Here is an 11,779-nt window from a genome sequence, read left to right as displayed (position 1 = left end):
AATCTATCCACCCTGCTGGGCCCGCAAACCCGTTTCCGCCGCCCTGAGGCGTTTCAGTTCGGTCGCAGAGTCCAGATCACGGTCATCACGGCTGTCGGTTTCCCGTCCTCGGTGGCGATTTCCACAGCGACGGGGAATTCCGGGCGCTGACCGGCCTCCAGTTCCTCGATCACCTCGACTGCGGGCCGGCCGAGTCGCGCGGTGGCCAGCACCGGACCCATTGCGAGTTTCCGATAGGCGATCTCGGCCCGGACGGCCAGCGGCACGGCTCGGTCGAGCAGCTGCCCGAAGGCGGCAAGCACGACCGCGCCGGAGGCCGTCTCGCCGACTGTGAACATGGCGCCGGCGTGCGGTCCGCCGATGTGGTTGTGGGTGGCCGGCGAGTCGGGCAGCCGGACGACCGCCCGCACGCCGCCCTCCGCCTCGGGCGCCACCTCGACGAACTCGAGACCGAGCGTACGAGCGAACGGCACCGCTTCCAGCATGCCGGCCGCCACCTGGCGGGAGTCGATAGTCATGGCCCGACGTTACTCATCGGTAACCAGGCCGGCAACCAGCAACTCTCGCCGGCGGCGGCACGCTCAGAGGTTGGCGATGGTGCGCAGGATCTCCGCGTAGAAGTTGCCGTCGATGCTGCGGAAGAAGGCGAAGTCCTGGCCCGGGTCGCCGAAGAACGGACGCAGCGTCCAGGCCAGTTGGGTGCCGACGAACCCGAAGAGCAGGATCCAGATGTAGAGCAGCGTCATGCTGGCCGGTCGTTGCGCCGGCTCGCCGCGTCGGGCGGTACGGCCGTCCCACGGGCGTTGCGCCACGTAGCCGGGCGGCAGCATGCCCGGCGGGAACGAGGCACCGGCGGGCTGCCCGGCCCACTGCGTCGGAACCTGGGCCGGAGCCTGGGTCGGAGCCGGCGCGGTCGTCACGGCGCCGTTCGGCGTCGACTCGGCCACCGTGGCTCCGGCCGGCACGGCGACCGGTTCGGCGCCCTGGCCGGCGGCCGGCGCCGCTGCCGGCGTCGCCCCGACGGCCACCGCGGCCGGCACGGCCTGGACCGGCGCCTGGGCGGCGGCCTGCTCGCCCACCTTGGCGTTGGCGGCCTCCGGCGCGAGCAGGCCGTGGTCGTTGAGCACCTGCATCCCGCTGGTCAGGAAGCGCAACCCGACAAGCGCCGACAGGGTCAGGATCGCCACGTTGAGCAGCTTGAAGAACCCGTAGTCGTTGGCGGTGATCAGGAAGAAGAGGCTGATCGGCGCGAACGCCACCGCGAGCATCGAGGTGACAGTGATCGCCACCATCACCAGCGCCAACGACTGCCGCACCGAGAGTCGGGCGCCGAAGACCAGGTTGAACAGGTAGAGCGTGGGCAGGCAGATGGCCAGCGTGACCAGGAACAGCAGTGGCAGCTTCAGCGCCGAGGTCAACGCCATCAGCGGACTGTGGAAGAAGCCCAGCACCGCCCCGTAGCAGGCCAACGCGATTGCGGAACTGGTCAGCATCCGCCCGGTCAGGGCGTTGAGGTCACGCTCGGCCACGATCTGCTGCCAGATGCCCTCGCGATCCCGCAGGATGCGCTCGATGACGAGCGGGCTGGGACGGTCACCCGACACGGGTGCACCCCTCTCGGTGGACTTTCACAGTGGACTGGGTGGGCAGACGGTAGGACACGGGGTGGCGAGCCCGCCACCCCGCTCCGGCGCGTCGTCAGCGCCAACCCACGTCGATCCGGTCGCCACGCTCGTCGAAGAAGTGCAGCGCGTCCATCCGCACCGAGACGGCGAGCGGGTGACCGGCGCTGACCGCCGGGTACGGCGCAAGCCGCACCGCCAGCTCCGCCGGGCGTCGGTGGTGCCGGCCCGGATCGGGGAGCACGCTGGTCTGGACGCCGCTGACCGGGGGCTCCTGCGCCTCCACCGGCTTGCCGGTGAGCCGCTGCATCACCGAGCCGAACCGGCGCAGGCCGCGCTGGCCGACCGGCGGCGGTTCGAGCGGTGCGCCCATCTCGTCGACCACGATCGCTGTCGCGCCGATGTCGAGGAACGCCAACGACTCGTGCCCGTGGTGCTCCAGGTAGCGGATCCGCCCGCGCAGCACGTCGCCGGGGCTGTCCGGTGCGACAGGGGTGAGCGCCTCGGCCCGCATGCCGACCACGATCCGCTCACCGTGGTAGTGCGCCACCGCCCGACTGCGGATGTCGTTCCAGGGCAGGTAGAGCGACTGGTCACCGAGGTTGAGCGTGACGTACCGGTCGAGGTGGACGTAGACCGACGCCTCCAGCAGGTTCATCCGTGGGCTGCCCAGGAACGCCGCCACGTAGAGCGTCGCCGGCCGGCCGTACACCTGGGTTGGTGTGCCCACGTCCTGGAGCACGCCGCGGCGCATGATGGCCACCCGGTCGGCCATGGTGAGCGCCTCGGCCTGGTCGTGCGTGACGTAGACGGTGGTGACGCCCAGCTCCCGGGTCAGGCCCGAGATCTCCGCCCGCAGCTCGGCCCGGAGACCGCTGTCCAGGTTGGACAGCGGCTCGTCCATCAGGAACAGGCCGGGCCGGCGGACGATCGCCCGGCCCATCGCGACCCGCTGCCGTTGGCCGCCGGAGAGCTGACCCGGTTTGCGGGCCAACACGTCGCCGATGCCCAGCGCGCTCGCCACGTCACTGACCCGTTCACCCCTCGGCTCGGGCTCGATCCCGGCCAGCCGCAGCGGAAACGCGATGTTGTCGCCGACTGTCATGTGCGGGTAGAGCGCGAAGTCCTGGAAGACCATGGCGATCTTGCGGTCCCGTGGGGGGAGGTCGTTCGCCAACTCCCCGTCGAGCATGACCGCGCCGGTGGTCGGGTCCTCCAAGCCGGCGATCATTCGCAGCACCGTCGACTTGCCGCACCCGGACGGCCCAAGCAGCACCATGAACTCGCCGTCGTTGACATCGAGATTGATGCTGTCGACGGCAATCGTGCCATCCCGGAAAACCTTGGTCACATCCTTGAGCGTGACGGTGCTCACCGTCTTCCCCCTCAGCGCGTCGGCCGAACCCCACAAGACTGTGACCAGGATCATGGGTTTGTGACATCGGGTAAACGTCTCATGTTCGATCGATGACGCTGCTATTAAACGACAGAAATCCGATCAACAGCGCGTGGACCGCTCGCCCGGCTCTCCGAGGAACACCCGGCGCACCACCCGCTCTGCCGCCCGCCCGTCGTCCAGCGTGCAGAACCGGGCCCGGAAGTGCTCGCGGGCCTTCGCCGCCGCGTCCGAGCGCACCGCGTCGGTACGGAACAGGTCGAGCAGATCGGCGAAAGTGGACGCCACAGCGCCCGGCGGTTCGGCCGTGACGTCGAAGTAGACCCCCCGAGCCAGCCGGTAGGCCTCCCAGTCCGGGGTGTAGAGCACGATCGGCCGGTCCAGCACCGCGTAGTCGAACATGGCCGACGAGTAGTCGGTGACCAACACGTCCGCCACCAGGTAGAGATCCTCCACCCGCTGGTGGCCGCTGACGTCGCGAACCCGCTCCCAGTCCTTCGGCCGGCCGGGACGTCGATCACGGTCGTGGAAGTAGTGGCTGCGCATCAGCAACCGGCCCGAGTCACCGAGCGCCTGGACGAACCGGTCCGGATCGAACGGCGGCCGGTAGCCGGGCAGGTGCTCGCGGTGCGTCGGGGCGTACAGGACGACAGGCTCGTCGGGGGCGAGGCCGAACTCCGCGCGGAGTCGGCGCACCTCGTCCGGGCCGGCGGTGACCAGGCGGTCGTTGCGCGGGTACCCCACCTCCAGGGTGGTGTACGTGGCCGGGTACGCCCGGTCCCACATCTGGGTGGAGAAGCTGTTGGCGCTGACGCTGTAGTCCCAGCGGTCCACCCGGCGCAACAGCCCGGCGAAGTCCATCCGGCCCGCGCCGATCGGGTGGCGTTGCTGATCCAGCCCCATCACCTTGACCGGCGTGCCGTGGTGGGTCTGCACGTGCACCTGTTCCGGTCGCTTGCGGACGAAGTCCGGGAAGTTGACGTTGTTGACCAGCCACCGGGCGCGGGCGAGCACCCGGTAGTACGCCGGCGTGCCGGCCACCACGTACTCCACCCCGGTCGGCACGGTGTCGACCCGGTCCCGGCGCACCACCCACACCCCGCGCACCTCCGGCGCCAACCGGCGGGCGACCTCGTAGATGGCCGCCGGGTTGCAGGAGTATCCCCGGTACCAGTACGCGGCGTACACCGCGAGCGTCGGGTCGACCGGCCGCCGCAACTCGGCCCGGTAGTACTCGCGCAGCAGCCCGTCGCGGGTCAGCCGGGCACCGCGCCGGGCGACCGGGCCGACAGTGCGCCGAGCGGTGCGGGCCCGCCGGCGGGCGGTGTCACGTGCCCGGCTGGCGGCCCGCAACGCGCTGAAGGTGCGCCACCGGCCGGACGCGACGAGCTTGTGCTTGATCCCCTCGACCCCGTCCGGCACCGGATAGCCGCCGGGCGGCAGCCAACGCTCGTAGTCGGCGGTGATCTGCGCGAAGAACGCCTCCCGCAGCTCCGGCGCGATCCGCTGACCGTTGCCGAGCACGGTCAGGTAGTGCCAGATCATCCGTTCGAAGACCGCCGGCCGCAGGGCCTCCGTCGCCGGCCCCCACGAATCCATCAGGTGGAAGACCCGGTGCCACTGCGGAAAGACCTCGAAGTGGCGGTCACCCCGGGTCCGGGTGATCGCGCCGGCGCGGCGTTGGCGGTAGTTGACGCAGACCCGGTCCAGTACGCCGATCCGGTGCGCGGCCATCAGCACCGGGTAGCTGAACGAGACGTCCTCGTACCAGCCGGGCGCGAAGCGCAACCCCAGGTCGACGAGGAACTCCCGCCGGACCAGCCGGTTCCACGCGGTGTGCAGCAGGTGCATCGCCCGCGGCCGGTCCCGCAACCGGAAGGTGCCCGGGCCCGGTGCCTCCGGAAACACCTCGGCCATCGCGCTGCGGGTGGCGGTGTCGTTCCAGTGGGAGCGGACGTGGTCGACAAGCAGGACGTCCGGGCGGGTGACCCGCAACCGCTCGGCGACCTCGGTCAGGCACTCCGGAGCCAGCCAGTCGTCACCGTCGAGGAACCACACGTACTCGCCGACGGCCCGGTCCAGCCCGATGTTCCGGGCCGGACCGAGACCGACGTTCTCCGCCAGCCGGACCGAACGGACCCGCTGGTCGCGGGCCGCGTACTCGTCGATGATGTCGCCGCTGGCGTCCGGCGAGCAGTCGTCGACGGCGATCACCTCGATGTCGGTCTCCGGCTGACCGAGGATGGAGTCCAGGCATTCCCGCAGGTATCCCTGCACCCGGAAGGCCGGCACCACGAAGCTGATCAGGGTCATCCGGCCGTCCCTCCGTCAGCGCGGCGCGGCACCTCCAGCGCCCGCCGGCGCCACCGACGCCCGCGCGCTACGGGCCGGTCGCACGAACCAGGCCAGGACGACGCTCACCACGAAAACCACGAGAAGGTACGCACCGAGTGTAGCCAGTCCGATACCCGCAATTCCGGCGATCGCCGCGAGGGCCAACAGCACCGAGCGGCCGCCCCAACCCAGCGTCGCCGCGTGCAGAGGCGGTGCCACCTGCCGCTTCTCCAGCCGGGCGGTCAGGTCGTAGTGGTGCACGGTGAGCACGAAGACATACCCGAAGATCAGCCAGCCGGGCGTCCCGCCGACCACTCCGACCGCGATGGCGAACAGGTACTCGGCGGCCCGCAACGCGGCGGGCACCAGCCAGTCCAGCGGACCGTTGTGCGCCGCTCCCGCGCCCAGCCCGGCGACGAGCAGCACCAGCAGCGCCACCGGCACCGCCCAGCGCAGCCCCTCGGGCGCGTCACTCAGCAACGCCCCGACCAGTAGCACCGCCGGGCCGAGCGCGGCGATCACCGCCAGGGTCAGCGGCCCCATCGGGCGGACCACCGGCAACCAGCGGGCCAACAGCCCGTCGTCGCGGTGCAGGGTGGCGTCGACAGTGTCCAGCACCGGCACCCACATCCAGCGGGCCCGCAGCGTCCGCAGAGCCCCGGTGTACGCGAACGCCAGCACCCCCCAGACCAGCACGGCGATCAGGCTGACCAGCGGGTTGAACAGCGCCACTGTCACCGCGATCAGCGCCCAGCGCTCACCGATCGGGAAGACCACTGTCCGCTTCAGCCAGTACGACACCGACCCGGTGTCCGCCTGCACCCGCGTCGACGCCGCGTTGAGCCGGTCACCGATCCCGCCGCTGGCGTTCGTCGCCGTACGCGGCCGGCGGGCCGCCTCGTCGTGCAGCACCCCGTACCAGGTGTCGGTCATGTGCCGGACGGTCTGCAAGGTCATCGCGGCGATCGCGAGCGCCCACCCGTTGCCCAGCCCGGCGTGGCTCACCCCGAAGCCCAGCCCCGCGTAGACCAGGTACTCCTTGGCCCGGTCCGCCATCGTGTCCAGCCAGCCGCCCCAGGCGCTGAAGTGCCGGGTGTAGCGGGCCAGCTGGCCGTCCACGCAGTCCAGCACGAAGCCGAGGTAGAGCAGCACCGCGCCGGCGACCAGCGCCGGTCGCCCACCGACCCCGAACAGCACCGCCGCGCCCAACGCGAAGAGCACCGAGATCACCGTCACCCCGGTCGGGGTGAGCCGAAGCCGGGCCGAGAGCCGGACCACGTACGGCGACCAGGTGCTGACGAAGTAGGTGGAGAAGAAGTCGTCCTTCTCCTTCACCGACAGCCGCAGCTCCGCCCGGTCCTCGTCGACAGCTGTCACCGCCGCCTCGGCAGCGGTCAGCCCGGCCTGGTCCTCGACCCGGTGGGCGACGAGCAGGCGTACCCGCTGGGCGAAGATCAGGGTGCCGAGCGCCGCGAGGCCCGCGAAGAGCCGGTCCACGGCGGACCCGGGGCCACCGGCCGCGACCGACCCGCCGGGTCCGGCCCCGCCGGTCGCCGGCAGCGGCGCCACGTCGCCGGCCGGGCCGATCGGGGCGGCGACGGGGAGCAGCCCGGACGCGGCGGCCCGGGCGGCGGCCGCGAGGGTCGGCAGGTCGTCCACGCCGACCCGCAGCGCGCCGCCGAACACGCCTGTGGCGTCTCCGTCGAGGGCGTCCAACGCGGCGGCGTCGACCACCTGGCCGCGTTCCTCCCGCACGGCGGTCCGACCGGGCACCGGCGGGTCGCCGAGCACCAGCGCCACAGTGGGTCCCACCGGGCTGGTGGCCAGGTGCCGCAGTACGGCGGTGTGCGCGACCAGGTCCGTGCCGGTGATCAGCACGGGCGCGATCGCGGTGGCGACCAGGTCAATCAGCTCGTCGAGGTTGGCGGCGAAGCGCACCTCGTTTGCCCCGGCCTGGCGCAACTGGGCGGCCAGGCGGTCGGCCAGCGGCTCGCCGGTGGCCGTGGTCAGGCCCGCCGCGGGCCTCCCGGCGGCGAGCACGATCGCGAGCGTCACCGCGGGACCGCGGCGTGGTACGCGTCGAGCGCCTCGGCGATGGTGCCGTCGAGCGTCAACCGGCCCGCGTCGAGGTACAACCCCCGACGGCAGAACCGGGTCAGGTCCTTTTCGTTGTGTGACACCAGCACCAGCGTGCGCCCCTCCCCGAGCAGACGATCAATCGTCGCGTAACACTTCTTGCGGAACTCCGCGTCCCCGACCGCTGTCACCTCGTCCATCAGCAGGATCGGGTGCGGCAGGTGCGAGATGATCGCGAAGCCCAGCCGCACCTTCATCCCCGACGAGTAGTGCCGCACCGACGTGTCGATGGCCCGTTCCACCTGCTCACCGGCGAACTCGACGATGTCGTCGAAGTGCCGCTTCAGGTAGCTCGTCGACAGTCCGTGCAACCCACCGACCAGGTGCAGGTTCTCCCGCCCGGTCAGGTCGTTGGAGAAACCGGCGGACAACTCCAGCAACGGCGCCACCGCGCCGTGCACCCGGATGCCGCCCTCATCCGGAATGAGCACTCCGGCGATCAGCCGCAGCAGGGTGCTCTTGCCGGTGCCGTTGCGACCGATCACCCCGACCGTCTCGCCGGGCTGGACGGTGAACGACACGTCCCGCAGCGGCCAGAACTGGCCGGGCAGCGCGCCACGGGCGCCCCGGTGGATGAACAACTCGCGTAGCCGCAGCTGACGGCGACGGTTGCGGACGAACCGGATGCCCAGGCCGTCCGCCTCGATGATCGGCGCGGCCACGTCAGAGCTCCTTGAGCACGGCGGGCTCCAACCGGCGGAACGACCACCAACCGGCGGCCAGCACCAGCAGACTGCCGACGATCGTGGTGGCGAGCAGCCGGGCGTCCGGGAACTCGTCCGGGTACCAGATCGCGTGGTGCAGCTGGAAGATCCCGACCAGCGGGTTCAGCTCGTAGACCACCTTCAGCCAGCCGGGCAGGCCGGACTCCCGGACCAGGCTGAGCGGATAGATGATCGGCGTGGCGTAGAAGAGCACCCGGATGATCAGCCGCATCAACCGTTCCACGTCGCGCATCAGCACGTTCCACGCGGACAGCAGCAGGGCGAGCCCGGTCAACAGGACGGCCTGGACGGTCACCGCCAGCGGCAGGGAGAGCAGCGACCAGCCGGGGTGGATCCGACCGTGCACCGCGTAGATCACCGCGATGGCGATCAGGATCGGCAGGCCCGCCGCGTACTCGGCGAACCGGCCGGTGACCCGGCCGATCGGAAAGACCTGCCGCGGCACGTTCATCGTGGTGATCAGCCGGGACTGGCCGGTCAGCGCGTTCGTCGCCTCGCTCAGCGCCGAACTGGTCCACATCCAGGCGAAGATGCCGGTGATCAGGAACAACGGGTACGACCCGGCCGCCTCACCGAGGTGCCGACCGGTGTCCCGGGAGTAGAGCACCCCGAAGACGAACCAGTAGATGGCGCCCATGCCGAGCGGCTCGATCAACGACCAGAAGTAGCCCAGCACCGACTGCTGGTACTTGACCGCCAGATCCCGCCGGACCAGGATGCGCAGCGAGTTGCGGTGCGACCACAACGCCGCGACGCCAGCGGTCACCGCGAGCCTCCCGCCTCCTGAAACGGACGACAGGTTAGCAGTCGGTGAACGATTGCCCCGAATCGACCGGACTCAGCACTCGATCACGTTGACGGCCAGACCGCCACGCGCCGTCTCCTTGTACTTGACCTTCATGTCGGCGCCCGTCTCCCGCATGGTCTTGATGACCTTGTCCAGCGACACCTTGTGCACACCGTCGCCGCGCAGCGCCAGCCGGGCGGCCGTGATCGCCTTGATGCTAGCCACCGCGTTGCGCTCGATGCAGGGGATCTGCACCAGGCCACCCACCGGGTCACACGTCAATCCGAGGTTGTGCTCCATCCCGATCTCGGCGGCGTTCTCCACCTGCTCCGGGGTGCCACCGAGCGCCTCGGCCAACCCCGCCGCCGCCATCGAGCACGCCGAACCGACCTCACCCTGGCAGCCCACCTCGGCGCCCGAGATCGACGCGTTCTCCTTGAACAGCACACCGATCGCGCCCGCCGTCAGCAGGAACCGCACCACGCCCTCGTCATCGGCCCCCGGCACGAACCGGGTGTAGTAGTGCAGCACCGCCGGAATGATCCCGGCCGCGCCGTTTGTCGGCGCGGTGACCACCCGGCCGCCCGCCGCGTTCTCCTCGTTGACAGCGAGCGCGAACAACGTCACCCAGTCCATCACGTGCAGCGGGTCGGCCGACCCGGCCTCCGCCTCCAGGCCACGCCGCAGCTCCGCCGCGCGCCGCCGCACCTTCAACCCCCCAGGGAGTACGCCGTCCCGCTCGCAGCCACGCTGCACGCACTCCTGCATCACCCGCCAGATCTCCAGCAGACCGGCCCGGATGTCCGCCTCGCTGCGCCAGGACCGCTCGTTGGCCAGCATCACCTCGCTGATCGACAGACCGGTACGGGTGGTGACGTCGAGGAGCTGCGCCCCGGTGAGGAAGGGGTACCGCACGACTGTGCTGTCCGGCTTGATCCGGTCCGCGCCGGCCGCCGCCTCGTCCACCACGAAACCGCCACCGACTGAGTAGTAGGTGCGGCTGCGCAACTCGGCACCGGCCCCGTCGTACGCCACGAAGGTCATCCCGTTCGGGTGGTACGGCAACGACCGACGGCGGTGCAGCGTCAGGTCCCGATCCGGATCGAAGTCGATCTCGTGCGCGTCCAGGATGTTGAGCCGCCGCTCGGCCCGGATCCGCTCGACCCGAGGACCGACGGTGTCCGTGTCGACAGTCTCCGGCGACTCGCCGGCCAACCCGAGCAGCACCGCCGGACCGCTGCCGTGGCCGTGCCCGGTGGCACCCAGGGAGCCGAACAGCTCGGCCTGCACCCGCGCCGTGTCAGTGAGCAACCCGTCGGCCTTGAGCCCGCCGACGAACGTCCGCGCGGCCCGCATCGGCCCCACCGTGTGTGAGCTGGACGGCCCGATACCGACGCTGAAGAGGTCGAAAACACTGATCATGGCTGCGCTTCCTCGCCGTCGTCCCGGCGTACGGGACCCGGCCGGGTCGTGACCACCGGTCTGGCGGCCCCGATGGTGACCGTCCGGGGTATGGGGTGCCGGCCCTCCGGGGTGTGGAAGACCGATCAGCCAGCCTACCCGCCCAGCTCACCGCCCATCCGGTCCGGGACGTGAACACCCGACCGCCGTCTCCCCCGCCCGGCGCACGCCTCCCCCCACCCCGTCCCGCTCCACCCCGTCCCGCTCCGCCCCGCCCCGCTCCGCCCCGCCCCGCCCCGCCCCGCGCCCGGCGCGGCCCTGGCCGCCCGGCGCCGCCTCGCCCGCCCCAGTCGCCCGCTCGCTCCGCAAGATCGTGCTCGATCCAGGATGTAGTGGTGTCCGCCCGCCTCGATGCCACTACAACCAGGATCGAGCACGATCTCCGCCCGGCTGCGGCGGGCGAGGCTGGCCGGGAGGGGGCGGCGGCCGAAAGCGGCGGCAGGCGCGGAGGCGTCAGCGGAGGGTTGCCCGGGTAAAGCACCTACGGGTCCACGGGTTGCCGCTCCTCCTCGGGACCGAGGGCGAGGTGGTCATCCCTTTCTACCGTGGATTGCAGACGCGGCGCACCGCCGCAGAGTGGGAGTACGACGATGAGTCGCAAACTGGTCCGGCCCCGCGAGGGGCGCATGATCGCCGGTGTCTGCGCCGGCCTCGGACGGCGGTTCGGCATGTCGGCCGGAATGGTCCGGCTGCTGTTCCTGCTGTCGCTGTTACTGCCCGGCACACAGGTGATCGTCTACCTGATCCTGTGGGTGCTGATGCCGAACGAGGACCGCTACCTGGCCTCCACCGGCCACTGACCCGCCCCGCACACCTGACGTAATCGCAGATCTTGGACAGTTTCCGTTAGCTGCTAACGGAAACTGTCCAAGTTTGCTCGGTCCGCCACCGCGACGATGCCTCATATCCGGCGAATCGGCCGCGCGCCCCAGCAGCGGACCTCCGGATCTCTCGGCTGCCGTTCCTCACGTCCCTTCCGCGCGCACCCACCCCTCGTCCGGTCCACAGCGCCGGTTCCACCGAGGGCTCCTGGCCTCCACCGGGCAATGCCCCCGGCCATGGCGCACCCCGGGGCGGCAACTTCAGGGAAGTTGCTGCCTCAGGGGCGCTGGAGGGACCAACATCCCGGAAGTTGCGCGGATCTTGGGCAACGGCGCGCCGGGCAGAGACGGGAGCGCCCGCTCCGACGACCTTGAGTTCCACCGGTCGTTGCAACACCCCTACCTCGATGGGGTGTCATGGAGTTCGAGCAGCGCAAGGACCGGAGTTCAGGATCGGCGGGAGTAGGCCGCGGGCTCGTTCGTGAGCGGGCGGCATA

9 protein-coding genes are annotated in these 11,779 nt (G+C 70.9%); 1 reads left to right on the top strand and 8 read right to left on the bottom strand.

Features of this window, described 5'->3' with window-relative positions:
- Positions 1-53: 53 nt before the first annotated feature.
- The 8 genes from KBX71_RS24260 to KBX71_RS24225 form a co-directional block, all read right to left on the bottom strand.
- Positions 54-518, bottom strand: a complete 465-nt coding sequence (locus KBX71_RS24260; protein WP_210820209.1) for a DUF4442 domain-containing protein — start codon at positions 516-518, stop codon at positions 54-56.
- A 63-nt stretch (positions 519-581) separates the two neighbouring features.
- Entirely contained in the window at positions 582-1,604 is a 1,023-nt protein-coding gene (locus KBX71_RS24255; protein ID WP_210820208.1) for a hypothetical protein, read from the bottom strand.
- Positions 1,605-1,698: 94 nt separating this feature from the next.
- Complete coding sequence (locus KBX71_RS24250) at positions 1,699-2,997, bottom strand: ABC transporter ATP-binding protein (protein WP_124817101.1); 1,299 nt, start codon at positions 2,995-2,997, stop codon at positions 1,699-1,701.
- Between the two features lie 123 nt (positions 2,998-3,120).
- Entirely contained in the window at positions 3,121-5,331 is a 2,211-nt protein-coding gene (locus tag KBX71_RS24245) for a bifunctional glycosyltransferase family 2 protein/CDP-glycerol:glycerophosphate glycerophosphotransferase (RefSeq protein WP_210820207.1), read from the bottom strand.
- A gap of 15 nt (positions 5,332-5,346) precedes the next feature.
- Positions 5,347-7,407 (bottom strand): DUF5941 domain-containing protein, encoded by a 2,061-nt coding sequence (locus KBX71_RS24240; protein ID WP_210820206.1) that lies wholly within the window; start codon positions 7,405-7,407, stop codon positions 5,347-5,349.
- Positions 7,404-8,150 (bottom strand): ABC transporter ATP-binding protein, encoded by a 747-nt coding sequence (locus KBX71_RS24235; protein WP_210820205.1) that lies wholly within the window; start codon positions 8,148-8,150, stop codon positions 7,404-7,406. Before KBX71_RS24235 ends, KBX71_RS24240 begins: the two co-directional genes overlap by 4 nt.
- Position 8,151: 1 nt before the next feature.
- Positions 8,152-8,979 (bottom strand): ABC transporter permease, encoded by an 828-nt coding sequence (locus KBX71_RS24230; protein ID WP_196928628.1) that lies wholly within the window; start codon positions 8,977-8,979, stop codon positions 8,152-8,154.
- Positions 8,980-9,051: 72 nt separating this feature from the next.
- Positions 9,052-10,422, bottom strand: coding sequence for an L-serine ammonia-lyase (locus KBX71_RS24225; protein ID WP_210820204.1), 1,371 nt, complete (start codon positions 10,420-10,422; stop codon positions 9,052-9,054).
- A gap of 629 nt (positions 10,423-11,051) precedes the next feature.
- Between KBX71_RS24225 and KBX71_RS24220 the strand changes: the two genes are divergently transcribed.
- A complete protein-coding gene (locus tag KBX71_RS24220) occupies positions 11,052-11,261 on the top strand; it encodes a PspC domain-containing protein (protein ID WP_030486383.1) in 210 nt (69 codons plus the stop codon).
- Positions 11,262-11,779: the final 518 nt, after the last annotated feature.

The sequence above is a fragment of the Micromonospora sp. D93 genome (genome assembly GCF_018070365.1).
GTDB classification, from domain to species: Bacteria; Actinomycetota; Actinomycetes; order Mycobacteriales; family Micromonosporaceae; genus Micromonospora; species Micromonospora ureilytica.
This window is presented reverse-complemented; position numbering and strand designations above follow the sequence as displayed.

Excerpts from the sequence above, each read along its gene's own strand:
- KBX71_RS24225 (WP_210820204.1), bottom strand. The coding sequence starts at position 10,422 with ATGATCAGTGTTTTCGACCTCTTCAGCGTCGGTATCGGGCCGTCCAGC.
- KBX71_RS24245 (WP_210820207.1), bottom strand. The coding sequence starts at position 5,331 with ATGACCCTGATCAGCTTCGTGGTGCCGGCCTTCCGGGTGCAGGGATAC.
- KBX71_RS24220 (WP_030486383.1), top strand. The coding sequence starts at position 11,052 with ATGAGTCGCAAACTGGTCCGGCCCCGCGAGGGGCGCATGATCGCCGGT.
- KBX71_RS24260 (WP_210820209.1), bottom strand. The coding sequence starts at position 518 with ATGACTATCGACTCCCGCCAGGTGGCGGCCGGCATGCTGGAAGCGGTG.